Annotated in this window: 20 protein-coding genes and 1 pseudogene; 6 read left to right on the top strand and 15 right to left on the bottom strand. The window is 69.7% G+C overall.

Annotation, left to right across the window (positions count from 1 at the left end):
* Positions 1 to 34 precede the first annotated feature (34 nt).
* Positions 35 to 1,276: a THUMP domain-containing class I SAM-dependent RNA methyltransferase gene (locus AC1DSC_RS24020; protein ID WP_412510246.1), complete on the bottom strand. Its 1,242-nt coding sequence runs from the start codon at positions 1,274 to 1,276 to the stop codon at positions 35 to 37.
* Between the two features lie 80 nt (positions 1,277 to 1,356).
* On the opposite strand from AC1DSC_RS24020, the gene AC1DSC_RS24025 reads away from it, so the two are divergent.
* The 5 genes and pseudogenes from AC1DSC_RS24025 (at position 1,357) to AC1DSC_RS24045 (ending at position 5,794) form a co-directional block, all read left to right on the top strand.
* The gene (locus AC1DSC_RS24025) at positions 1,357 to 3,153 is read left to right on the top strand and encodes an ATP-binding response regulator (protein WP_436287178.1); all 1,797 of its coding nucleotides are present in this window, start codon (positions 1,357 to 1,359) and stop codon (positions 3,151 to 3,153) included.
* A gap of 90 nt (positions 3,154 to 3,243) precedes the next feature.
* Entirely contained in the window at positions 3,244 to 3,873 is a 630-nt protein-coding gene (locus AC1DSC_RS24030; RefSeq protein ID WP_307592924.1) for a cytochrome b, read from the top strand.
* A complete protein-coding gene (locus AC1DSC_RS24035) occupies positions 3,870 to 4,451 on the top strand; it encodes a YceI family protein (RefSeq protein WP_062363699.1) in 582 nt (193 codons plus the stop codon). The genes AC1DSC_RS24030 and AC1DSC_RS24035 overlap by 4 nt, the downstream gene beginning before the upstream one ends.
* Before the next feature lie 40 nt (positions 4,452 to 4,491).
* Positions 4,492 to 5,127 (top strand): YceI family protein, encoded by a 636-nt coding sequence (locus tag AC1DSC_RS24040; protein WP_012745632.1) that lies wholly within the window; start codon positions 4,492 to 4,494, stop codon positions 5,125 to 5,127.
* A gap of 21 nt (positions 5,128 to 5,148) precedes the next feature.
* Positions 5,149 to 5,794 (top strand): annotated as a pseudogene (locus AC1DSC_RS24045) (LysE family translocator).
* Between the two features lie 10 nt (positions 5,795 to 5,804).
* On the opposite strand, the gene AC1DSC_RS24050 reads toward AC1DSC_RS24045, so the two are convergent.
* From AC1DSC_RS24050 to argS, 7 genes are all read right to left on the bottom strand, one after another.
* Positions 5,805 to 7,409: a phospholipase D family protein gene (locus tag AC1DSC_RS24050; protein ID WP_012745630.1), complete on the bottom strand. Its 1,605-nt coding sequence runs from the start codon at positions 7,407 to 7,409 to the stop codon at positions 5,805 to 5,807.
* Between the two features lie 10 nt (positions 7,410 to 7,419).
* Positions 7,420 to 9,012 carry an RNA polymerase factor sigma-54 gene (locus AC1DSC_RS24055; protein WP_278880237.1) on the bottom strand — a complete coding sequence of 531 codons (1,593 nt, stop codon included), beginning with the start codon at positions 9,010 to 9,012 and terminating at the stop codon, positions 7,420 to 7,422.
* A gap of 17 nt (positions 9,013 to 9,029) precedes the next feature.
* Complete coding sequence (lptB, locus tag AC1DSC_RS24060; RefSeq protein WP_412510239.1) at positions 9,030 to 9,824, bottom strand: LPS export ABC transporter ATP-binding protein; 795 nt, start codon at positions 9,822 to 9,824, stop codon at positions 9,030 to 9,032.
* Positions 9,821 to 10,540 carry a lipopolysaccharide transport periplasmic protein LptA gene (gene lptA / locus AC1DSC_RS24065; RefSeq protein WP_436287177.1) on the bottom strand — a complete coding sequence of 240 codons (720 nt, stop codon included), beginning with the start codon at positions 10,538 to 10,540 and terminating at the stop codon, positions 9,821 to 9,823. The genes lptB and lptA overlap by 4 nt, the downstream gene beginning before the upstream one ends.
* 195 nt (positions 10,541 to 10,735) lie before the next feature.
* On the bottom strand, positions 10,736 to 11,383 hold the full coding sequence (locus AC1DSC_RS24070) for a thiol:disulfide interchange protein DsbA/DsbL (protein ID WP_012745626.1): 648 nt from the start codon (positions 11,381 to 11,383) through the stop codon (positions 10,736 to 10,738).
* Positions 11,384 to 11,527: 144 nt separating this feature from the next.
* Positions 11,528 to 12,265 (bottom strand): SPOR domain-containing protein, encoded by a 738-nt coding sequence (locus AC1DSC_RS24075; protein ID WP_307592930.1) that lies wholly within the window; start codon positions 12,263 to 12,265, stop codon positions 11,528 to 11,530.
* Positions 12,266 to 12,272: 7 nt separating this feature from the next.
* On the bottom strand, positions 12,273 to 13,958 hold the full coding sequence (argS, locus tag AC1DSC_RS24080) for an arginine--tRNA ligase (protein WP_436287176.1): 1,686 nt from the start codon (positions 13,956 to 13,958) through the stop codon (positions 12,273 to 12,275).
* Positions 13,959 to 14,089: 131 nt separating this feature from the next.
* Here argS and AC1DSC_RS24085 point away from each other — a divergent pair, with 131 nt between their 5' ends.
* Positions 14,090 to 14,476: a hypothetical protein gene (locus tag AC1DSC_RS24085; RefSeq protein ID WP_436287175.1), complete on the top strand. Its 387-nt coding sequence runs from the start codon at positions 14,090 to 14,092 to the stop codon at positions 14,474 to 14,476.
* A gap of 60 nt (positions 14,477 to 14,536) precedes the next feature.
* Here AC1DSC_RS24085 and AC1DSC_RS24090 read toward each other — a convergent pair whose 3' ends face one another.
* The 7 genes from AC1DSC_RS24090 to AC1DSC_RS24120 form a co-directional block, all read right to left on the bottom strand.
* Positions 14,537 to 16,582: a spermidine synthase gene (locus tag AC1DSC_RS24090; protein ID WP_436287174.1), complete on the bottom strand. Its 2,046-nt coding sequence runs from the start codon at positions 16,580 to 16,582 to the stop codon at positions 14,537 to 14,539.
* A gap of 6 nt (positions 16,583 to 16,588) precedes the next feature.
* Positions 16,589 to 17,041 (bottom strand): DUF2214 family protein, encoded by a 453-nt coding sequence (locus AC1DSC_RS24095; RefSeq protein WP_012745621.1) that lies wholly within the window; start codon positions 17,039 to 17,041, stop codon positions 16,589 to 16,591.
* A gap of 62 nt (positions 17,042 to 17,103) precedes the next feature.
* Entirely contained in the window at positions 17,104 to 18,048 is a 945-nt protein-coding gene (locus AC1DSC_RS24100) for a LysR family transcriptional regulator (protein ID WP_369664100.1), read from the bottom strand.
* Between the two features lie 54 nt (positions 18,049 to 18,102).
* Complete coding sequence (locus AC1DSC_RS24105) at positions 18,103 to 19,047, bottom strand: SMP-30/gluconolactonase/LRE family protein (RefSeq protein ID WP_369664099.1); 945 nt, start codon at positions 19,045 to 19,047, stop codon at positions 18,103 to 18,105.
* Between the two features lie 22 nt (positions 19,048 to 19,069).
* The gene (locus AC1DSC_RS24110) at positions 19,070 to 20,050 is read right to left on the bottom strand and encodes a Bug family tripartite tricarboxylate transporter substrate binding protein (RefSeq protein ID WP_369664098.1); all 981 of its coding nucleotides are present in this window, start codon (positions 20,048 to 20,050) and stop codon (positions 19,070 to 19,072) included.
* Positions 20,051 to 20,054: 4 nt separating this feature from the next.
* Positions 20,055 to 21,245: a CaiB/BaiF CoA transferase family protein gene (locus AC1DSC_RS24115; protein ID WP_436034974.1), complete on the bottom strand. Its 1,191-nt coding sequence runs from the start codon at positions 21,243 to 21,245 to the stop codon at positions 20,055 to 20,057.
* Positions 21,238 to 22,179, bottom strand: a complete 942-nt coding sequence (locus AC1DSC_RS24120; protein WP_436034973.1) for a hydroxymethylglutaryl-CoA lyase — start codon at positions 22,177 to 22,179, stop codon at positions 21,238 to 21,240. Before AC1DSC_RS24120 ends, AC1DSC_RS24115 begins: the two co-directional genes overlap by 8 nt.
* Between the last annotated feature and the right edge of the window lie 48 nt (positions 22,180 to 22,227).

Raw genomic sequence — 22,227 nt, forward strand, 5'->3', positions numbered from 1 at the left:
GCGTGAAGGCACGCACCCGCAGGTGCGCGCGTGGCTACTTCCTGGCCGAACCCGCAACCATGTCGAAACGGAACAGCCGGCACTCGATGGGCCCGTTCCACATCGGCACGCGGCGCGATTCCTTCAGCCGCATCTGCCTGGGCAGCTTCAGGTCGGGCGTGAGCACCCAGGCGGTCCAGCCGGCGTAGTTCTTCTTCCAATGGGTGGCGAGCTGCGGAAAGAAATCGCCGCCGCCGTCGCCGCCTTCACCGCCGCCCTCGCCCGGGGTCTGCGCGGCCTCGCGGGCGCCGAAGCGCGCCACGCCGCCGACCTCGATGCGTTCGCCGTACGGCGGGTTGAGCATGATCACCCCGCCCTCGGCCGGCGGCATGCGCTGCAGCGCGTCGCCGCCGCGGAACTCGATGGCATCGGCAACGCCGGCGCGCTCCGCGTTGCGCTCGGCAAAGTCGACCATGCGGTGCGAGACGTCGGAGCCGAAGATGGCGACATCGCGCGGCACCGCCGACGACTGGGCCTCTTTCCTGATGGCGTCCCAGACGTGCGCCTGGAACGGCAGCAGCTTCTCGAAGCCGAAGCGCCTGAGCGAGCCGGCCGCAATGCCGCGCGCGATCTGCGCCGCCTCGATGGCGATGGTGCCGCTGCCGCAGCAGGGGTCGTACAGCGGCTCGGCGGCCACGGCGCCGGTTTCGGGGTTCCACCAGCCGCTGGCGGCCAGCATGGCGGCGGCCAGCGTTTCCTTCAGCGGCGCATCGCCCTTGTCCTGGCGCCAGCCGCGCTTGAAGAGCGGCTCGCCGGAGGTGTCGATGTAGAGCGTGCAGTGCTCGGTGGTCAGGTGGGCGAACACGCGGCAGTCGGGCCACTGGGTCTCGATGCTCGGGCGCACGCCGCCCGCCTTGGCGCGGAAGCGGTCGGCAATGGCGTCCTTGATGCGCAGGGTGGCGAAGTTCAGGCTCTGCAGCGGGCTGTGCTGCGCCGTGGTCTCGATCTTGAAGGTCTGCTTGGGCGTGAACCAGATCTCCCAGGCCACGCCGCTGGCGATGGCGTAGAGGTCGTTCTCGCTGCGGTAGGGCGCGTGGGCCAGTTCGACCAGCACGCGCTGGGCGAGCCGGCTGTGCAGGTTTAGCTTGAGCGCGTCGCGCCATTCGGCGCGCACCCGCACGCCGCCGCGCAGCGTGAGCAGGTCCTGGCCGACGCGGCCGGTGAGCGCATGGACTTCCTGCGCGAGGAATTCCTCGACGCCGGCGGCGCAAGGCAAAAAGAGAGAGAGATCGTTCACGGGGGGTTCGCCATCATTCGGCCGCTGGGGAACGCCATTGTCGCCGCGCCGGGCCGCTTCTCTATATAGTGGATCGGCCGATGAATTCCACCACCGCGCCCATGGTTGCTCCGGCTGTCGCCGACGACGATGGGCGCTTTGCCATCCAGTGCGAGGTGCTGCGGCTGTCGATCCGGCCGATCGGGCCGGTGCTGCTGGCGCAATACCTGCTGAACTGCGGCGTGGCGGCGCTCTTCGCCTGGCAGTATTCGCTTTCCCGCGCACTGGTGTGGATTTCGCTCATCACCGTGGTGACGGTCATGCGCGGCTTCTTTCCGCAGCGCCTGCCCGACCCCTTCACCCCGCAAAGCCTGCGCGATGCACAGCGCACGCACACGGCGCGCACCGGCATCTGGGAGCTGGCGCACGGCCTGGCCGGCGTGCTGCTGTTCAACCCGGGCCAGCCCGAGCAGCAGCTGCTGCTCGGGCTGATGCTGATGGGCATGACGCTGTCCTCGGCGTTCTCGGTGTCCTTCTACGTTCCGGCCACGCAGCTGGCGATCACGCTGCTGCTGGCGCCGGTGATCGTGACCGGCCTTTGGCTCGGCGCGCCGGCCATGAAGGCGGTGGCGCTCATCGGCATCGGCCTGACCGCGATGATGTGGAAGCTGGTGGCCGAGCATTCGCGCCAGCTCGAGGAAAACATCGGCTTGCGCCTCAATGAACGCAGCCTGCGCGAGCAGGCGCTGGCCGGGCTGCGCGCCTCCGAGCAGGCGCAGGCCGAGCGGCTGCGCTTCTTCTCGGCCGCCAACCACGACCTGCGCCAGCCGGTGATGGCCATCGGCCTGCAGGCCGAGGTGCTGCGCCAGCAGCTGGACAACGGCGCCGATGCGCCCGTGGTGCAGCACACGGTGGCCTCGCTCGCGCGCGCGCAGCAGGCGCTCGAAGGCCTGACCAACCAGCTGCTCGAGATCGGCCGCATCGAGGCCGCGGCCGATCCGCTGCAGCCGGTGGCGGTGCCGCTGGCGCCGCTTTTGGCCGACCTCGCGCGCCAGGCCGGCAATGGCCGCGTCACGGTGCGCTGCCCCGCCGATGCGGTGGGCTGGGCCGATGCGGTGTCGCTGCGCCGCGTGCTGGCGAACCTGGTCGACAACGCCGTCAAGTTCACGCCGCGCGGCCGGGTGCTGCTGGCCGTGCGCGCACGCCAGCGCGACACCGGGCGCGCCTGGCGGGTGGAGGTGCGCGACAGCGGCATCGGCATTGCGGCGGACTCGCAGGAGCGCGTGTTCGGCGACTTCGAGCAGATCGGCAACGTGGAGCGCAACCTGCAGCGCGGCCATGGGCTGGGCCTGGCGATCGTGCGGCGGCTGGCCGCGCAGCTCGGCATCCAGGTGTCGCTGCGTTCGGCGCCGGGGCGGGGCTCGGTGTTCGGCTTCGAGCTGCCCGCGGCGCCGGCCGATGCGCCGGTGGCGGCTCCCGCGCCCGCGGCGCAGCCCCGGTCCGGCGCGGCGCACGCCCTGCGGCCCGGCCTGGCCGTACTGGTGGTGGAAGACAACGCCGTGGTGGCCGACAGCCTCGGCGCGCTGCTGCAGCAATGGCAGCTCGCGCCGCGCGTGTACGCCAGCGCGGCCGAGGCGCTGGCGCTGGCCGACCTGCGCGCGCTCAACGTGGCGCTGTGCGACATCCGGCTGCCGGGCGCGCTCGACGGCATCGCGCTGGCGGAACGGCTGCAGCGGCAGAAGCCCTCGCTCGCCATCGCGCTGGTCTCGGCCGACATCGGCGAAGCCACCCAGCGGCTGGCCGCGGAGCGCGGCTGGCATGCGCTGCGCAAGCCGGTACAGCCGGCCGAGCTGCATGCGGTGCTGGTGCAGGCGCAGCAGGCGGCATCAGGGCGCTGAACGGGCGGGCGGTGCGTCTGGCACGGCTCGTGCACTGCCTTCACCGCTTCCGATATATGCTCCGCGCACAGGCCGCCGGTCCTGCCCCCGATGTCCATCGACACCCCCTCCCACCCCGCCGCCATGGCCGATGCGCCCGCCGATCCGCGCGGCCTGCGCGAACTGCGTTATGGCCCGGTCGCCATGGCGCTGCACTGGCTGCTCGCGGCCATGATCGTCGGCTCGCTCGGCGTCGGCCTCTACATGACCGGCCTGCCGCTCTCGCCGGCGCGCATCAAGCTCTACAACTGGCACAAATGGGCCGGCGTGACGATCCTGCTGCTGTCGGCCGTGCGCCTGCTGTGGCGGCTGCGCCATCCGCCGCCGCCGCTGCCGGCCGAAGCGGCGGCGGCCATGCCGCGCTGGCAGCGCAGCGGCTACCGCGCGAGCCACGCGCTGATGTACCTGCTGTTCCTGGCGGTTCCGCTGTTCGGCTGGGCCTACAGTTCGGCGCTGGGCTTTCCGGTCGTGTGGTTCGGCGTGCTGCCGCTGCCCGACTTCGTGCCGGTCGACAAGGAATGGGCCGAGGCCGTGCTCAAGCCGCTGCACAAGGGCAGCGCCTTCACGCTGGCCGCGGTGGCGCTGCTGCACGTGGCGGCGGTGCTCAAGCACCACTGGATCGACCGCGATGGCATCTTGAAACGCATGTGGCCCGCGCCACGCAAGGAATCCGCCGGATGAAGCGCACCTCCCGTCTCTGTCTTGCGGCCGCCCTGGCGTTCGCCCCTCTCGCGCCCGCGCTCGCCGAGCCCGCCACGGCCACCCGGCTGGTGGCGGACAAGAGCCAGATCGCCTTCGTGAGCAAGCAGATGGGCGTTCCGGTGGAAGGCACGTTCAAGAAGTTCGATGCGCAGGTGGCCTTCGACCCGCGCAAGCCCGAAGGCGGCACGGTCGCATTGCAGATCGACACGGGCAGCGCGTCGCTGGGCGTTCCGATGAGCGACGCCGAACTGCCCAAGCCGCCGTGGTTCGACACGGCGCATTTTCCGCAGGCCAGCTTCCAGTCGAGCGCGATCAAGGCGCTGGGCGACGGCCGCTTCGAGATGGCGGGCAAGCTCACCATCAAGAACATCTCGCGCCCGATCACGGTGCCGGTGAGCATTGCGCCGGCCAACGGCCACGCGGTGGCCAGCGGAAGCTTTACGATCCAGCGGCTCGACTACAAGGTGGGCGACGGCGAGTGGACCGACACCTCGGTGGTCGGCAACGAGGTGCTGGTTCGCTTCAAGTTCACGCTCGCGGGGTTTGGTCCGCTCTGAATTCCTTTATTTCGTTCTCACGCCACGCACGCCCATTGCCATGAAGAAGCTCCTCCTCGCTGCCGCGCTCTCAGCCGCGGCGGCCCTTGCCACCCCTGCCCTGGCACAGGAATACACCGCGCCGCCCGTCGCCGCCAAGCCCGCGGGCGGCCCGGTGAAGAACGCCAGCTACGTGATCGACCCCACCCACACCTTCGTGATGTACGAGATGGGGCACTACGGCACCACCACCAACCGCGGCCGCTTCAGCACCAAGGACGGCTCGGTGCAGATCGACGGCAGCGGCAGCAGCGGCAAGGTCGACATCACGATGGACATCAGCTCCATCAACACCGGCGTCGACCTGCTCAACCGCCACGTGCAAAGCAAGGACTTCTTCAACGTGGCCGAATTCCCGACCGGGCGCTTCGTGGCGGACCGCATCGAGTTCAACGGCGACAAGGTGGCCGACGTGCCGGGCACGCTCACGCTGATGGGGCAGACCAGGCCCGTCACGCTCAGGGCCGTGCGCTTCAACTGCTACCTGAACCCGCTCATCAACCGCCAGGTCTGCGGCGGCGACTTCGAGACGACGGTGCAGCGCAGCGACTGGGGCATCACCTGGGGCCTGAACTTCGGCTTCGAGAACAAGGTGAAGCTGCTGGTGCAGGTCGAAGCGGTCAACGTGCAGCAATAGAAGAAGAAGAAGGAGGCAACCATGAGCGGCATCACGGTTCCGTTGCTGGGCATCGCGGGCGCAATGATCGTCGGGGCCATGAGCCCCGGACCGAGCTTCGTCATGGTGGCGCGCACCGCCGTGTCGTCGTCGCGCCGCGACGGCCTGGCCGCGGCACTGGGCATGGGCGCGGGCGGCGTGGTGTTCGCGATTGCGGCGCTGGTCGGGCTGCAGGCGGCGTTCCTCGCGGTGCCGGCGCTCTACCTGGCGGTGAAGCTGCTCGGCGGCGCCTATCCTGTACCTGGGCATCCGCATCTGGCGCGGTGCGCGCGAGCCGCTGTCCGCCGCGCAGGACGAACGCGCGGCCGCAGGCACGGGCAGCAATGCGCGGCGCGCATTTCTCCTCGGCATGGGCACGCAGGTCAGCAACCCGAAGACGGCGGTGGTCTACGCCAGCATCTTCGCGGCCTTCCTGCCGCGCGAGGTGCCGCTGGCGCTGGCGCTCGCGGTGCCGGCGGTGATCTTCTGCATCGAGACCGGCTGGTACGCGGTCGTCGCGCTGGCGCTCTCGTCGGCGGCGCCGCGCTCGGCCTACCTGCGCTACAAGGCCTGGATCGACCGCGCGGCCGGCGGCGTGATGGTGCTGCTGGGCCTCAAGCTGCTGTCGGGCGTGCGCAGCAGCAGCTGAGCCGCGCGGGCTACAGCAGGCTCTCGGGCGTCAGCGGCGCCAGCATCTCGAGCATGGTGCGGCCCCAGAAATCGGAGTCGGGCTCCTCGTTCAGCACGGTGGTCCGGCCGGCCTCCTCCTCGCTGATCCACTCGATGCGCGCATTGCCGCTGTCCTTCGCAAAGCGCAGCCGGTAGGCGCCCTGCTGCTTCAGCACCTCGATGAGCTTGAGCGTCTGCTGCGCCATCTCGGGGCTGCGGATGAACAAGCCGATCTCGGTGTTGTGCGTCTCGGAGCGCGGGTCGAAGTTCATCGAGCCAACGAAAAGAACCTGCCGGTCGATCACCGCCGACTTGGCATGCAGCCGGCCCACCGAAGTGCCGAACAGGCCGAGCCGCACGCTGCGACGCGTGCGCGTGGTGCTCAGTTCGTACAGCTCGGCGCCGAGCTCGAGCATCTCGGGCCGGTAGCGGCGGTAGGCCGTGTGGACCAGCGGCTCGTCGGTGGCGGCGAAGGAATTGGTGACGATGCTGATCTTCACGTTGCGCCGGCGGATCTCGCGCATCACTTCGAGCCCCGCCTTGCCCGGAATCAGGTAGGGCGAGACGATGGTCACCTCGGAGCGCGCGCGGCGCATCTGCTCGACCACGTTGTAGCGCACGCTGTCGACGTCGAGCAGCGGCACGCCGCCGTACGAGGCGGTCTTTCCGATCACGCGCTCGGGCGAATCGGCATACGCCTCGGCCAGCGTCCAGATCAGGTCGAGCTTGCCGGCATCCAGGTCTTCGGCGATTGGGCTGTAGCCGAGCAGGTCGTTGGGCGCGGGCCGGGGCGGCGGCGGCGTGGTGTCCGGGCCGGTGGCGGTGTCGAAGCGCTTCTGCAGCTCGTCACGTGTCAGCGCGCTCGCCACCACCGACTGGACCGGCCGCACATAGACGCTGTTCCAGTACTGGTCGAACAGCGCGCCCAGGCGCGGAATCAGCGCGCCGGCGACGAAGGTGTCGAGATCGAGAAAATTCTCGCCCGCCGTGCGCCTGAAATACTGGTTGCCGATGTTGCGCCCGCCCGCCACCGCCATCGCGCCATCGGCGATGAAGAGCTTGTTGTGCATGCGCCGGTTGACGCGGCTGAAGTCGAACAGCGAGGCGGTGAAGCGCCTGAGCAGGCTGCCGCGCCCGGCCGGAAAGGGATTGAACAGGCGCAGCTCGACATTCGGCGTGGCGGCCAGGCCGAGCAGCAGCTCGTCCTCGCCCGAGGTGTAGAGATCGTCCATCAGGAGCCGCACGCGCACGCCGCGCCGGGCCGCATCGCGCAGCGTGCGCAGCAGGTAGCGGCCGGTCTCGTCGTTCTCGATCTGGTAGTACTGCACGTCGAGCGTGCGCTGGGCGCGCCGCGCGAGCTGGATGCGGGTGTCGAAGGCAAAGTCGCCGCCCGGCATCAGGCGGAAGCCGCTCAGGTCGGGGTCGGGCTGCGAGGCCTGCGCGATCTTGCCGAGCGCGGTGTCGGCCGAGGCGGCCATGGCCCGGGTGGCCGGGCGCGGCGCCTCGTCGGGCAGGGTGGCGCAGCCGGCGAACAGCAGCACCGCCGCCATGGCGAAGACCCATTGCCCACAGCGCGACAGCAGGCGACGGGCCATCGGCGGCTTTCTACAGCGCCTTGCGGAGGTTGGCGGGCGCGATGCGCAGGGCCTCGCGGTACTTGGCCACGGTGCGGCGCGCGCACTCGATGCCCTGCTCCTTGAGCATCTCGGAGATCTGGCTGTCGGACAGCGGCTTCTTGATGCTCTCGGAGCTCACGAACTGCTTGATCAGCGCGCGCACCGCGGTGCTCGACGCATTGCCGCCGGTCTCGGTGCCCAGCGCCGAGCCGAAGAAGTACTTGAGCTCGACCGTGCCGAAAGGCGTGGACATGTACTTGGCCGTGGTCACGCGCGAGATGGTCGATTCGTGCAGGCCCAGTTCGTCGGCAATCTCGCGCAGCACCAGGGGCCGCATCGCGAGCTCGCCGTGCACGAAGAAGCTCTTCTGCCGCTCGACGATGGCGTTGCTCACGCGCAGGATGGTGTCGAAGCGCTGCTGGATGTTCTTGATGAACCAGCGCGCCTCCTGCAGCCGCTGCGACAGCGCCTGGCTGCCCTCGCCCTTGTGCGACTTGAGCGCGCCGGCATAGATGTCGTGCACGCGCAGCCGCGGCATCACCTCGGGATTGAGCATGACGCGGAACTTGGCATTGGTGCCGCGGCCGACCTTGGTGACGATCACGTCGGGAATGACGATGTTGCGCTCGACGTCGACAAAACGGCGGCCCGGCTTGGGCTCCAGGCGCGAGATGACCTGCAGCGCCGAGCGCACCAGCTCTTCGTTGGTGCGCGTGAGCGTGGCCAGGCGCTTGAAGTCGCGCCGCGCGAGCAGCTCCATCGGCTGCTTGCAGATGGCGATGGCGGTCTTGCGCACCAGCGCCTGTTCCTCGGTCTCGCTTTCGCTCGCGAGTGCGCGCAGCTGGATGCAAAGGCATTCGCCCAGGTCGCGCGCGCCGACGCCGGCCGGCTCCAGGCTCTGCAGCAGGCCGAGCGCCACCTGGAAGTGGTGCACCAGCTCGTCGAACTGGTCGTTGTCGTCGCCCGCGAGGCCCGAGGCCAGCGCCGGCAAGGAGTCTTCGAGATAGCCGTCGTCGTTGAGCGATTCGATCAGGAAGCGCAGCGCGGCGCTGTCGTTCTCGTTGAGCCGCAGGCTCAGCGCCTGCCGGTGCAGGAAGGACTGCAGCGACTCCTGGCTGCGCGCGAGTTCGGTGGCGTCGGCGCGCTCGTCGTCGCCCAGGTTGTTCTGGCGCGCGGGGGCATCGCTGCCCCATTCGCTGTCGTCGGGCGCCATGTCGACGGTGCCGTCGCCTTCCCAGTCGGGCTCGCGCTCGGTGGCGTCGGCGGCAGGAACCTCGGACTCGGCCGTGGAGGCGGTTTCGCTCGAAGTGCTGGTCGTGCTGCTGGCCGGGGCCGAGCTGAATTCGCCCTCGGCGGCTTCACCGGCCTCGTCGCGCGGCACCGGCGTGTCGATGGCGTCGAGCCCGAATTCCTCGCGCGCGGCTTCTTCCGCGGTGCGTTCGAGGAACGGGTTCTCGTCCAGCATCTGCTCCACTTCCTGGCTCAGTTCGAGCGTGGACAGCTGCAGCAGCCGGATCGACTGCTGCAGCTGGGGCGTGAGCGCCAGGTGCTGCGAAACGCGAAGGGACAGCCCTTGCTTCATGGAGACCGACTCCTCCCTTACATCCGGAAGTGCTCGCCGAGGTACACCCTGCGTACTTCGGCGTTGTCGACGATCTCCGAGGGTGTGCCTTGTGCCAGCACATGCCCGTCGCTGATGATGAACGCGTGATCGCAGATGCCCAGCGTCTCACGCACGTTGTGGTCGGTGATGAGCACGCCGATGCCGCGCTCCTTCAGGAAGCTGATGATCCGCTGGATCTCGATCACCGCGATCGGGTCGATGCCGGCAAAGGGCTCGTCCAGCAGGATGAAGCGCGGCTGCGTGGCCAGCGCGCGGGCGATCTCGACCCGGCGCCGTTCGCCGCCCGAGAGCGCGAGCGCGGGCGAATCGCGAAGATGGTCCACCCGCAGGTCGGCCAAAAGGCCCGAGAGGCGCTCCTCGATGCGCTGCCTGGTCAAGGGCGCGGGCTTGCCGCTGGCGTCGGGTTCGCGCTGGAGCTCGAGCACGGCGCGCACGTTTTCCTCGACCGTGAGCTTGCGGAAGATGGAGGCTTCCTGCGGCAGGTAGCTCAGGCCCATGCGCGCGCGCCGGTGGATCGGCATGTGGGCGATGGGCTCGCCGTCGATGGTGATCTCGCCCGCATCGGCCCGCACCAGCCCCACGATCATGTAGAACGAGGTGGTCTTGCCGGCGCCGTTGGGGCCGAGCAGCCCGACGACTTCGCCCTTTTGCACGTCGAGCGAGACGTCCCGCACGACCTTGCGGCTGCCGTAGCTCTTCTGCAGGCCGCGCACCACCAGGCGGCTGCCCGGCGTGCCGTCGGCGTTCTGGGTTCCAGCGGCTTCGATCACTTGCGCCTTTCCCCGTCGCCGCCCAGCGTGGTGGTCGAGCGCAGGCCGGCACCGGGTGCCGGCTGGGGCGCGGCCGCCGCCGGCGCGGCCCGTCCGCCGGCGGGCGCCGAGGCCCCGGGCGCCGGCGCGGTGGCGCTCTTGGGCGTGAGGATGGTCCGCACGCGTCCGCCTGGGGGTGCGTTCACGCCCGTGTTGGGCGGCACGGTGGAACCGTTGACCGTGTAGGTGTCGTTGCTCTGGTCGTAGACGATGAGCGCGCCGGTGCTCTCGTCGTTGGGCGTGGCGCCGATCAGCCGGCGCATGACGGCATTGCGGATGAACTTGACGTTGTCGGCGCGGCTGTCGTATTCGATGACCTCGGATTCGCCCTCGATCCACTCGTCGGGCGCATTGCGCTTCTGCTTGTAGTAGGCCCTTTTGCCGGGCGCCGCCGTGACCACGCCGTACTGGTAGCCCTCGGCGTCCTGGCGCACGTCGATGCGCGCGCCGCGGATGATGATCGTGCCCTTGGTGACCAGCACGTTGCCCGTGAACACGCTCGTCTGCTTGAGGTCGTCGTAGCGCATTGCATCGGATTCGATGTTCATCGGCTTGCTGCGGTCGGCGGTCTCGGCCAGCGCGCCCGAGGCCAGGCCGGCCAGCAGCAGCGCGCCGGCGGCCAGGCGGCGGATTCGGCGAACGAAGGGGGTGGTGTGGGGATAGGAGGGCAATGTCATAGAGGCACGAAACTTGCTCTGAACCATTGTATGCGGCGGATCAGCACCAGCCACCAACGCCGATGAAAAAGGCCCGCCGAAGCGGGCCGGTGTCCCCATCGGGAGACACCGCGGAACCGGCTTCGCCGGGCCGCAGGTGCCGCCCCTGCAAGGGGGGTGGGCGCAGCGGACACGAAGTGCCGCGCAGCCTGGGGGTTAGCCCTTTTTCGCTTCGCCGATCAGGTAGTTGGTAACCTGCAGCGCCTTGGTCATGTTGCCGGCCAGTTCGCCGTCCACGTACCAGCGCCCGTTCACTGCCAGCGCCGGCACGCCGGCCACCTTGTAGGCGTCGGTCAGCTGCGCGGCGCGCTTGGCCTTGCTGGCCACGCCGAAGGAGGTGAAGACTTCCTTGAACTTGGCGCCGTCCAGGCCGTTGGCCCCGGCCCAGGCAATGATGTTGGCATCGCCGTTCACGTTCTGGCGCTGCTTGTGGATGGCGTCGAAGACCTTGGGCTGGAATTCATCGACCTTGCCCATGGCTTCGAGCGCGTAGTACAGGCGCTGCTTGGCCTCGACGTCGTTGCCCACGAAGGGCACGGGCACGCGGCGGAACGCCACTTCCTTGGGCACCGTCTTGAGCCAGGCTTCCAGCTGCGGCTCGAAGTCGTTGCAGTGCGGGCAGTTGTACGAGAAGAACTCGATCACCTCGACCTTGCCCGCCGGCGCGTCGACCGGCACGCGCTTGTCGAGCACCAGGTACTCGGTGCCGGCCTTGGGCGCGCGCGCCTGGGCGTGTGCGGTGTTGCCAGCCAGCGAAAGCAGGCCCAGCGAGGTGGCGGCCAGCGAAAAGTCACGACGTTTCATTGAAAGAGTTCTCCTGTTGGGTACGGCAGACTGAGCCGGCGCGCCGCGCGGAGTTCCCGCGTGCGGCATGCCCAGGACAATCCTGGCGGCGGCCCATGCCGCGCGGCGAAGCTTAAAGAATATCCGCGGCGCCTGCCGGCAGGCTCAGCGCTGCACGCGCACGAGCGCCGATTCGAGGCCGCCGCTGTCGAGCCGCTCCTTCAGGCGATCGGCCTCGTCCTTCTTGTTGAACGGGCCCGCGCGCACCCGGTAGACCGTGCGGCCGGCCTGCTCGCGCTCGGTGACCCGGGCCTCGACACCCATCAGCGACAGCTTGGCGCGCTGCGCCTCGGCGTCGTCGGTGGTGCGGAAGGCGCCCGCCTGCACGAAGTACATGAACGGATCGGCACCCGCCGCCGCGCTGTTGCTGCTGGGCGCAGCGGAAGCCGTGGTGGTGCTGCCACTGCTGCCGCCGGCGCGCGCGCGGGCCAGGTCGCCGAGCGGATCGTTCGATGGCGGCAGGGAATTGGCCTCGGCCGGCACCGGGGCCGGGCGCGCGGGCTTCGGAGCCACCACCACCGGCACCGGCGGCGCGGGCGGCGGGGCCGTGCCAGGCGCCACGGCGGCGGTGTCGCCGCCGGCGGGTGGCGCCACGGGGCCGGCCGCAGCCGGCGGCTTGGGCGCGCCGGCCTTGCCCGCCAGCGGCGCGTTGGGGTCCCAGTCGCGGTTCTTGCGGGCTTCGGCTTCGTCCTGCTCGGCACCGCCGCGCTGGGTCTTGGTCACGAACGGGATCGGCACCTTGGTCACGTAGACCGCGATGCCCAGCGCGACACCCAACCCCAGCACCAGGCCGACGATGAGCCCGATGACGATGTTGCCGCGTTGTCTGGTTGTCTTCTTCATAGTCAGTTCACATCTTGCTCGGCGCACTCACGCCGAGAATCGCGAGGCCATTGTGCAGCACCTGCGCGGTGGCCGCGACGAGCGCGAGCCGCGCCAGCTTGACCGGCTCGTCGTCGACCAGGATGCGCTCGGCGTCGTAGTAGCTGTGGTAGCTGGCCGCCAGTTCGCGCAGGTAGAAAGTGACGTCGTGCGGCGCGAAATCCTTGGCGGCGGCCGTGAGCATAGCCGGGTACTTGGCCAGGAGCAGCATGAGCGCCTGCGCGGCCGGGCTTTCGAGCGGCGACAGGTCCACGTCCTTGAGCGCGGTGGCGTCGCCGCCCCAGCCCGCCAGCACCGAGCAGATGCGCGCATGGGCGTACTGCACGTAATAAACCGGGTTGTCGTTGTTCTTGGCCACCGCGAGGTCGACGTCGAAGGTGTATTCGGTGTCGGGCTTGCGGCTCAGGAGGAAGAAGCGCACGGCGTCGGTGCTGGTCCACTCGATCAGGTCGCGCAGGGTGACGTAGCTGCCGGCGCGCTTGCTGATCTTGACCTCTTCGCCGCCCTTCATCACGCGCACCATGGTGTGCAGCACGTAGTCGGGGTAGCCCTCGGGAATGCCGACGCCCGCGGCCTGCAGGCCGGCGCGCACGCGCGCGATGGTGCCGTGGTGGTCGGTGCCCTGGATGTTGACCACCTTGTGGAAGCCGCGCTCCCACTTGGCGATGTGGTAGGCGACGTCGGGCACGAAGTACGTGTACGTGCCGTCCTGCTTCTTCATCACGCGGTCCTTGTCGTCGCCGTAGTCGGTCGACTTCAGCCACAGCGCGCCGTCCTGCTCGTAGGTCTTGCCGGCGGCCACGAGCTTGCGCACCGCCTCCTCGACGCGGCCGCTGGTGTAGAGGCTCGATTCGAGGTAGTAGTTGTCGAAGCGGACGCGGAAGGCCTGCAGGTCCAGGTCCTGCTCGCGGCGCAGGTAGGCCACGGCGAATTCGCGGATGGAGTCGAGGTCGTCGATGTTGCCGCTGGCGGTGTATTCGCGGTCGTCCGACTTGACGGTCTTCTTCGCCTTGAAGTCTTCGGCGATGTCGGCGATGTAGTCGCCGTTGTAGGCGGGCGCCTTTTCGCCGCTCGGCCATTCGGGGTCGCCGGGCTTGAAGCCGCGGGCGCGCAGCTGGGTGCTGTGGGCCAGCGTCTGGATCTGCACGCCGGCGTCGTTGTAGTAGAACTCGCGCCAGACGGTGTCGCCCTGCGAGGCGCGCAGGTTGCAGATGGCGTCGCCGAGCGCGGCCTGGCGGCCGTGACCGACGTGCAGCGGCCCGGTCGGGTTGGCCGAGACGAACTCGACCAGCACCTTTTCGCCGGTGGCGGGCTGCTGGCCGAAGGCGCCGCCCGCGGCCAGCACCTCGCGCACGATCTGCTGCTTGGCAGCCGTCTTGAGGCGGATGTTGAGGAAACCGGGGCCGGCGACCTCGATGGCTTCGACCCATTGGCCGAAAACCGGGGTGGCGAGCAGCGCGGCACTGAGCTCCTCGGCCAGTTCGCGCGGCTTGCGCCCGAGCGGCTTGGCGAGTTGCATGGCGGCCGTGCTGGCGAAATCGCCGTGGGCAGCCACCTTGGGCGACTCGAACGCGGCTTTGGAGCCAGCGCCGGGCGAGAGGGATTCGAGCGTGTTCGCGAGCGCCGCGAGCAGCTCCTGTTTGACCAATAGCATCTGCGAATTTTACCGGGGGCAAACCCGGGGCGCCGTTGACCATCGTCATCCGATCGCTGGCTTGGGCCGTTAGAAGCCTCGGCCCCGGGGCGGGGCACCTGTCACAACCCACCTTGCAAGGACATATCACCATGAAGAAGTTCCTTTCCCTGGTCGCCCTGGGCGCCTGTCTCTCCTTCGGCGCCGCACAGGCACAAGACAAGGCCCCGGCTGCCAAGGCTCCGGCACCTGTCACCGCTCCCGCAGCGACCCCCGCCGCTCCTGCGGCGGCCACCCCCGCAGCGCCCGCCACCGCGGCAGCGCCCGCCGCGAGCTGCGAATCCAAGGCCATCGACAAGAACGGCAAGCCGCTGGCCGGCGCCGCCAAGGGCAGCTTCATCAAGAAGTGCGAAAAAGACACCAAGGCCGCCGCAGCACCCGCTTGCGCAGCCAAGGCCGTCGACAAGAACGGCAAGCCGCTGGCCGGCGCCGCCAAGAACAGCTTCATGAAGAAGTGCGAAAAGGACGCCAAGGCCTGAAGCCGCGCCGCGCTCCAGCCTGCGCAAACAGGGCCCGCCGCGTGCGGGCCTTTTTCATGGCTACTTCAGCACGCTCAGCAGGTTGTTGAAATCGTCGGTCCAGGGGCGGACGCCGGCGCGCAGCACGATCGGCGAGGCCGCGGCGCGCACCGGCTCGCGTGCCAGCACGGCGGGATCGCGCGCCACCAGCACCCAGTCGGTCGGGCTGAGCCACCTCGAGGCTTCGGCGTCGTCGCTCACGAGCACGGCATGCAGGCCCTTCAGCTCGGCGATCCGCGCGACCACGGGCGCGAGCTCGAGGAAACGGTTGGTCACATGGAAGGCCACGATGCCATCCGGCTTCATGTGCCGCAGGTAGACATCCATGGCCTGCGCCGTGAGCAGGTGGGCCGGCACCGCATCGCCCGAGAAGGCGTCCACCGCGAGCAGGTCGAAGCCCTGCGGCGGCTCGCGCTCCAGCGCCAGCCGCGCATCGCCGAGCACGCGCTCGATGCGCGCGGGGCTGTCGCGCAGGAAGCTGAATTCGCTGTCCGCGAGCTCGAACACCTGTGGATTGATCTCGTAGATGCGGTAGGCGTCGCCGCTGCGGCCGTAGCTCGCGAGCGTGCCGGCGCCCAGGCCGATCAGCCCCACACGGCGCGGCCCGGCCGGTGCAGCAGCCATGGCGCGGCCGATGCCCGAGGTGGCGCCGTAATAGGTGGTGGGCTCGCGCCGGCGGGCCGGGTCCAGGAACTGCTCGCCGTGCTTGATGGAGCCGTGCGACAGCACCCGCACGCTGTCCGAGGGATGGAGGCGCCGCATGTCGAAGGTGATCAGCGCGCCATGGAAATTGCGCAGCAGGTGGCGCGCGTCCGACCGGTCGCTCGCGATCTGCGCCATCAGGAAGTACGCGCAGCCGGCCGCCAATGCCACGCTCATGGCCCGCAGCCAGTTCCGGCGGCGCAGGACGGCCGCCGCCGTGAGCGCCGTCAGCACCAGGCCGATGCCCAGCTCGTAGTACGCCGGCAGCACATGCGGCGCCACCAACCCGACCGTGGCGCCGCCCAGCGCGCCGCCGAGCGCGAGCATCAGGTAGAAGCGCGTGAGATAGCGCGGCGCCGGCCGCAGCCTGGCGGTTTCGCCGTGCAGGAACATGCATAGCACGAACAGGCCGCCGACATAGATCGGCAGCCCCGTGCGCACGTCCGAGCCGATGTGGTGCTGCAGCCCGAAGGCGCACAGCAGCAGCACGCCCGCCGCCAGCGGCAGGAAGACGCCGCGCCGGTACCAGCGGTCGCTCTCGAAGCACAGCACGAAGGTGAACAGGTACAGCGACAGCGGCACGATCCAGAGAAAGGGAACCGCCGCGACGTTCTGGGTGATGTGGTTGGTCACGGCCAGCAACAGCCACGACGCCAGCGCCGGCAGCACGAGCCAGAGCAGGCCGTCGGACCAGCGCGGCGGTTTTTCGCTATCGGCGGCGGCCGCGGCCTGGCCGGGCGCCGCGCCAACCGGCACAGCCGCAGGCCAGCGGTATGCCACCAGCAATGTCGTGCCGGCGCACAGCAGCGCGAACAGGCCGTAGCCCCACGACCAGCCGAGCGCCTGCTGCAGCAGCGAGCTGCGCGGCTCGATCAGCACCGGGTAGCTCAGCAGCGACAGCAGCGACGCCAGGTTGGAGAGCGAGAAGTAGCGGTACACCCGCGCGCTCCAGGGCGTGCGCGCCACCCACGACTGCACCAGCGGCCCGGTGGTCGACAGAAGAAAGTACGGAAGGCCGATGGTCGCGAGCAGCAGCCCCAGGATCAGCCACGCCGGGTCTTCGGCGCCGGTGGGCTTCCAGCGCGCGGCCACCACCAGCGGAAGGAAGGCCAGGCTCGCCAGCAGCAGCCCCACGTGCAGCGCGGCCTGCGCGCGCACGCGAAGGCGGCGCGTGACCCAGTCGGAGTACGCATAGCCCGCGAGCAGCACGGCCTGGAAGAACACCATGCAGGTCGACCAGACGGCGGCCGAGCCGCCGAACCAGGGCAGGATCTGCTTGGCGATCAGCGGCTGCACCAGGAACAGCAGGAACGCGCTGCTGAAGATCGTGCCGGCAAACAGAAGCTGGATGCCGGCGCGTTCCATGCGCGCCTACTTGCCGAAGCCGCGCGCGAGGAACACGGCGACCAGCGGAATCAGCGCGATCAGGTGGGCCTGCACCATCACCAGCCGGCGCGTCTTGCGGATGTCGGCCTCGGCCGGCAGCGTGCCGTTGGCGCGCAGCGCCTTGCGCCAGCGGAAGTAGGTGAGCGTCGGAAAGATCGAGAGCACGCCGACGATGATGAACAAGCCGAGCTTCACGTGCAACAGCGGGTTGGTCCAATACCACGCCGTGCCCTTCACGCCCCACACCGTGCGCGCAATGCCGGTGGCGAGCACCGCGATGGCGGCCATGCCGTAGACCATGTCGACCTTGGCGAGCCGCTCCACCACGGCGGCATTGAGCCACTGCACGCGGCACAGCGCCGCTTCGCTGGAGATGAAGACGACCATCGTGAGGATGGCCAGCAGATGCAGGTAGGCGAGGATGGCTTCGAGGGTCATCGATGGCTTTCTTCTTCAATGGGGTTGCAAATGCTTGCAGATTGTGACGCCGCTCGCGCGCTTTACCCCCTGCCGCCCCAGAATTCGGGCCGTCCGTACTGCTCCTTGAGGAAATCAAGCCACAGTCGCACCCGCAGCGGCAGGTGCTTGGTGCCCGCGAAGACCGCGTAGATGCCGTTGGGCGGCGCGGCGAATTCGTCCAGCAGCGGCACCAGCAGGCCGGCGTCGATCTCGGCCTCCACTTCCCAGGTGCTGCGCCACGCGATGCCGTGGCCGGCCAGGCACCAGTCGTGCAGCACCTGGCCGTCGGAGCAATCGAGCGGGCCCTCGGGCCGCAGGTAGATCAGTTCTTCGCCGGCCTCCTCGCCGGCAGCCGCCGGGGCGCGCGGAATGCGGAATGCCCAGCCGCGCGTCTGCGAGGCGTCGCTCGACAGCGTGAGGCAGGCAAAGCGCGACAGCTCGTTCGGATGCCGCGGCATGCCGTGGCGGCGCACGAACTCCGGCGTGGCGACGCAGCGGCGGCGGTTGTCGGCCAGCCGCACGCTGACCAAGGACGAGTCGGGCATGTCGCCCACGCGCACCGCGCAGTCGAAGCTCTCGCCGCGCACGTCGACCACGCGGTCGCTCAGGTTCAGCGAGATCGTGACCTCCGGGTGCAGCGCATGGAAGCGCGGCACCAGCGGCGCCACGTGGCGGCGGCCGAAGCCGGCCGGCGCCGTCACGCGCAGGTGGCCGCTGGCCTTGACGCCGCCGGCGCTCACGCTGGCCTCGGCATTGGCGAATTCGGTCAGCAGGCGCTGGCAGTCCTCGAGAAAGGCGCTGCCTTCGTGCGTGAGCGTGATGCGCCGCGTGGTGCGCACCAGCAGCTTGACGCCCAGCCGCGCTTCGAGCGCGTCGAGCCGCCGCCCCATGATCGCAGGCGCCACGCCCTCGGCCTTGGCCGCGGCCGTGAGACCGCCGCGGGTCGCCACCGAGACGAAGGATTCGAGTTGCTTCAGGCGGTCCATGGCGGCGGAACTATAGCCCGCGGCGCCGCGAGCCTGGGCCGGCGCCCGCCGCGGCTATTTCTGGGCCCGCGAGTACGTGGAGTGCGAATAGAGCGGCGCTCCGCCCACCGGCAGCTCGGCTTCCAGCACGCTGCCGGTGGCCGAATCGGTGAGCACCAGCTGCCGCGTGCCCGGCCGGAAGGCAAGGTTGGTCACGGTCTGGCCGGCCGGGCTGCGGACCATGTGCGTGACCTCCCCGCGCGCATTGAGCACGAAGGCGCCGCCCAGGCTGGCATGGGCAACGACCAGCCCGCCATCGGCCGTGAGCGCAAGCCCGTCGGGGCCGCTGGTTCCGAAGAAGGTCTGCAGCGCGCCGACCTTGGAGAGGCTGCCGTCGGGCAGCAGCGGCGCGCGCCAGACCTGGTTGCCGCGGGTGACGGCCACGAACAGCACCTTGCCGTCGCCGCTGGTTGCCACGCCGTTGGGGCTGGGCGCGTTGGCCAGCAGCAGGTCGAGGCGGCCATCGGCATTCCACCGGTAGACGCGGCCGGTGGGATCGTGCAGTCCGGTCTGGCCCTGGTCGGTGAAATAGAGCCGTCCTTCCAGGTCGAAGACGAGGTCGTTCACGCCCTTGAAGGATTCGCTGTTGCGATGCCCGAGCACCGTCTCGACCGCGCCGCCGGCCGCATCGAGCCGCAGGATGCCGCGCCGGTAGTCGGCGATCCACAGGCTGCCGTCGGCATGGACCGCCAGGCCGTTGGGCCAGCCGTCGTAGGCCGCCACCAGCTGCCATTCGAGCGACGAGGGCGCGATCCTGAAGATGCGGCCGTAGGGAATGTCGGTGACGTACAGGTTCCCGGCCCGGTCGAACGCGGGGCCTTCCAGGAAGCTGTCCATCACGTGGCCCGGTTTGTTGGCGTCGACCCAGTCGGTGCGGCGCGGCGTGCGAAACGCATCGGGCAGGCGCGTGAGCACGCGCGCCTCGATGATCTCGGGCGGCTGGAAGCTCAGGTTCCACATGGCTGCATGGTCTCCGGTGGGGTCAGTCGGGCTGCACGCCCGCGGCCTTGATCACCTGGCCCCAGGCCTGGGTCTGACCGTGAACGAACTTGCCGAAGTCGGCCGGGGACAGGCCGCCCGGGCTGGCGCCCTGCTCCGCAAAGCGCTTCGCGAGGTCCGGCGATGCCAGCGCCTTCTTCACCTCGGCATGCAGCTTGTCGATGATCGGTTGCGGCGTGCCCTTGGGCGCCGCGATGCCGAACCAGTTGCTGGCGGTGAAATCCTTCAGGCCGGTCTCGGCGCTGGTGGGCGCCTCGGGCAAGGCGGCAAGGCGCTGCGGCGAGGTCACGAGCAGTGCGCGCACCTTGCCGCCCTTGACCTGCGGGATGGCCGTGGGCGCTGCGGTGACCAGCACGTCGACCTGTCCCGACACCACGCCCAGCATCGCTTCGCCCGCGCCCTTGTAGGGCACGTGGGTGAGCCCGAGCTTGCCGTTCTGCTTGAGCAGTTCGCCACCCAGGTGGGTGGAGCTGCCCACGCCGCCCGAGCCGAAGGTCAGCTTGCCGGGGTTCTTGCGGGCCTCGTCGATCAGCGCCGCCACGCTCTTGTAGGGCGAGTTCGCACCCACCACCACGACCAGCGGCGCATCGACGATGGTCGTCACGGGCACCAGGTCGGCGGGCTCCCACGGCAGCTTCCTGAAGAGGTGCGGCAGCATCGCGTAGGTGGTGTCGTTGACCAGGAAGGTGCCTCCGTCCGGCGCGGACTTGGCCACCAGGCTGGAGCCGATCGTGCCGCTCGCGCCGGCCTTGTTCTCCACATAGAAGGAGATGCCGGTCTGCTCGGTGAGCTTCTGGGCGATCTGGCGCGCGGCGTAGTCGGTGGTGCCGCCGGGCGCGTACGGGACCACCAGGCGCACCGGCTTGCTCGGCCACGCGGTGTCTGCGGCCAGGGCGGGAAGGCAAGCCGCGGTCGCGGCGCAGAAGAACAGGACGGGCAAGGCGCGCCGCGGGATGGAAGGCATTGGCTCAGTCTCCAAGGGTGATGTTGCGTGTCCTGAGGGCGGCGATCTCCGTGTCGCTGTAGCCCACTTCCCTCAGCAGCTCGCCCGTGTGCTCGCCGATGCGCGGCGGCTGCAGGCGGATGCCGGGGCGCTCGCCGTCGAGCGTGAAGGGCATCAGCGGCACCTTGGCCATGTGGCCGTCGTTCATGCGCACGGGCGCGAGGCCGCCGGTGGCGTTCAGGTGCGGATCGTCGAACAGCTGCTGCGGCTTGGTGATGGGCGCGAAGGGCAGCTCGTTCTGCTCGAACACCGCGCTGAGTTCGGCGGCGCTGTAGCCGGCCAGGTGCGAGCGCAGGATCGGCATCATCCAGTCGCGCGCGAGCACGCGGTCGTTGTTGGTCTTCAAGCGCGGGTCGGCCAGCATTTCTTCCAGGCCGAAGGCCTTGCAGAAGATCGCCCACTGCTTGTCGCTCACGGCCGCCAGGAAGATCTGCTCGCCGTCCTTCACGGTGAACACGTCGTACACGGCCCAGGCCGAGATGCGGCTGGGCATCGGGTCGGCGGCCTTGCCGGTGGCGGCGAACTGCATCATGTGCTGCGCGACCAGGAACACGTTGTTCTCGAACAGCGCGGACTGCACCTCGCAGCCCTTGCCGGTGAGTTCGCGCTGGCGCAGCGCGGCCATCGCGCCGATGGCGCCGAACATGCCGCCCATGATGTCGTTCACGCTGGTGCCCGCGCGCAGCGGGTCGCCCGCGCGGCCGGTCATGTAGGCGAGGCCGCCCATCATCTGCACCACTTCGTCCAGAGCCGTGCGATGGTCATAGGGGCCGGGCAGGAAGCCCTTGTGGCTCACGTAGATGAGGCGCGGGTTGAGCTGCTTCAGGCTGTCGTAGTCCAGGCCCAGCTTCTTCATGGTGCCGGGCTTGAAGTTCTCGCTCACGATGTCGGCCGTGGCGACGAGGCGCAGCGCGGCCTCCACGCCCTCCGGTGTCTTGAGGTCGAGCGCGATGCTCTTCTTGTTGCGGTTGAAGGTCGGGAAGAAGCCCGAGCCCGAGCCGAGCAGGCGGCGCGTGCTGTCGCCCTCGATGGGCTCGACCTTGATGACCTCGGCGCCGAGGTCGGCCAGCAGCAGGCCGCAGGTCGGGCCCATCACCATGTGGGTGAACTCGACGACGCGGACGTCGGCGTACGGCAGGGGTTGGGATTCAGGCATGTGGGGTGGTTTCCTGTTGGACGGCAAAGCCCTTGGGCAGGCCGGCTTCGGGCGTCATGCCGTAGACCGGTTCGCCGGGCAGGCCGGCCATGAGCGGCGCGCGCGCCGCGATGAGCTTCTGGATGTCGATGCCGGTGCGAACGCCCATGGCCTCGAACATGAAGACGAGATCCTCGGTGACCGCGTTGCCCGAGGCGCCGGGCGCATACGGGCAGCCGCCAAGGCCGCCGAGCGAGGCGTCGAAGGTGCGCACGCCCTCGTCCCACGCCGCCAGGCAGTTGGCGATGCCGAGGCCGCGCGTGTTGTGCATGTGGGCGGCGCCGGCGTGCGCGCCGAGCTCGGCGCGCAGGCGCCTGAAGAGCCGGCGCACCTGCGCGGGGTTGGCGTAGCCGACGGTGTCCGACAGGCCCGCTTCTTCCGCGCCGGCCTCGATGCACTGCGCGGCGAGGCGGATCACGTCGTCTTCCGGCACCAGCCCCTGCAGCGTGCAGCCGAAGGCGGTGGAGATGCCGGCCTCGAGCTTCACATGCGGCGCGATCGCGCGGCGCAGCTCGGAGATGGCGCGCACTTCCTCGACCATTTCGGTCGGCGTCTTGCGCACGTTGGCGAGCGAATGCGCCACGCTGGCCGAGACCGGCATCGTGAGCTTGTGCACGCCCGCTTCGAGCGCCGCCTGCGCGCCCTTGCGGTTGGGCACCAGCGCCATCACGGTGAGGCCGGGCAAGGTGACGGCGTGGCGCACCACCTCGGCGGCGTCGGCCATCTGCGGCAGCAATCTGGCGGGCACGAAAGAAGCCACCTCGATCTCGCGCACGCCGGCCGCGTGGAGCGCGTCGATCCAGCGCAGCTTGTCCACCGTGGGCATGGTGGCCTTGACCGATTGCAGGCCGTCGCGCGGGCCGACCTCGCTGATGAGGACGTCGGGAGGTGTCATCGGTTTCGTCTCCTTGGAGCGATCGCCTGACCGGGCATCGATCGCTTG

Source organism: Variovorax sp. 01N425, from assembly GCF_056399465.1.

What these genes read in the sequence shown, in the direction of transcription:
- AC1DSC_RS24090 (WP_436287174.1), bottom strand. Translation starts at nt 16,582, where the DNA reads ATGGAACGCGCCGGCATCCAGCTTCTGTTTGCCGGCACGATCTTCAGC.
- AC1DSC_RS24040 (WP_012745632.1), top strand. Translation starts at nt 4,492, where the DNA reads ATGAAGAAGCTCCTCCTCGCTGCCGCGCTCTCAGCCGCGGCGGCCCTT.
- AC1DSC_RS24110 (WP_369664098.1), bottom strand. Translation starts at nt 20,050, where the DNA reads ATGCCTTCCATCCCGCGGCGCGCCTTGCCCGTCCTGTTCTTCTGCGCC.
- AC1DSC_RS24030 (WP_307592924.1), top strand. Translation starts at nt 3,244, where the DNA reads ATGTCCATCGACACCCCCTCCCACCCCGCCGCCATGGCCGATGCGCCC.
- AC1DSC_RS24070 (WP_012745626.1), bottom strand. Translation starts at nt 11,383, where the DNA reads ATGAAACGTCGTGACTTTTCGCTGGCCGCCACCTCGCTGGGCCTGCTT.
- AC1DSC_RS24115 (WP_436034974.1), bottom strand. Translation starts at nt 21,245, where the DNA reads ATGCCTGAATCCCAACCCCTGCCGTACGCCGACGTCCGCGTCGTCGAG.
- AC1DSC_RS24085 (WP_436287175.1), top strand. Translation starts at nt 14,090, where the DNA reads ATGAAGAAGTTCCTTTCCCTGGTCGCCCTGGGCGCCTGTCTCTCCTTC.
- AC1DSC_RS24095 (WP_012745621.1), bottom strand. Translation starts at nt 17,041, where the DNA reads ATGACCCTCGAAGCCATCCTCGCCTACCTGCATCTGCTGGCCATCCTC.
- AC1DSC_RS24105 (WP_369664099.1), bottom strand. Translation starts at nt 19,047, where the DNA reads ATGTGGAACCTGAGCTTCCAGCCGCCCGAGATCATCGAGGCGCGCGTG.
- AC1DSC_RS24035 (WP_062363699.1), top strand. Translation starts at nt 3,870, where the DNA reads ATGAAGCGCACCTCCCGTCTCTGTCTTGCGGCCGCCCTGGCGTTCGCC.
- AC1DSC_RS24100 (WP_369664100.1), bottom strand. Translation starts at nt 18,048, where the DNA reads ATGGACCGCCTGAAGCAACTCGAATCCTTCGTCTCGGTGGCGACCCGC.
- AC1DSC_RS24050 (WP_012745630.1), bottom strand. Translation starts at nt 7,409, where the DNA reads ATGGCCCGTCGCCTGCTGTCGCGCTGTGGGCAATGGGTCTTCGCCATG.
- AC1DSC_RS24120 (WP_436034973.1), bottom strand. Translation starts at nt 22,179, where the DNA reads ATGACACCTCCCGACGTCCTCATCAGCGAGGTCGGCCCGCGCGACGGC.
- AC1DSC_RS24025 (WP_436287178.1), top strand. Translation starts at nt 1,357, where the DNA reads ATGAATTCCACCACCGCGCCCATGGTTGCTCCGGCTGTCGCCGACGAC.
- AC1DSC_RS24075 (WP_307592930.1), bottom strand. Translation starts at nt 12,265, where the DNA reads ATGAAGAAGACAACCAGACAACGCGGCAACATCGTCATCGGGCTCATC.
- AC1DSC_RS24055 (WP_278880237.1), bottom strand. Translation starts at nt 9,012, where the DNA reads ATGAAGCAAGGGCTGTCCCTTCGCGTTTCGCAGCACCTGGCGCTCACG.
- lptA (WP_436287177.1), bottom strand. Translation starts at nt 10,540, where the DNA reads ATGACATTGCCCTCCTATCCCCACACCACCCCCTTCGTTCGCCGAATC.
- argS (WP_436287176.1), bottom strand. Translation starts at nt 13,958, where the DNA reads ATGCTATTGGTCAAACAGGAGCTGCTCGCGGCGCTCGCGAACACGCTC.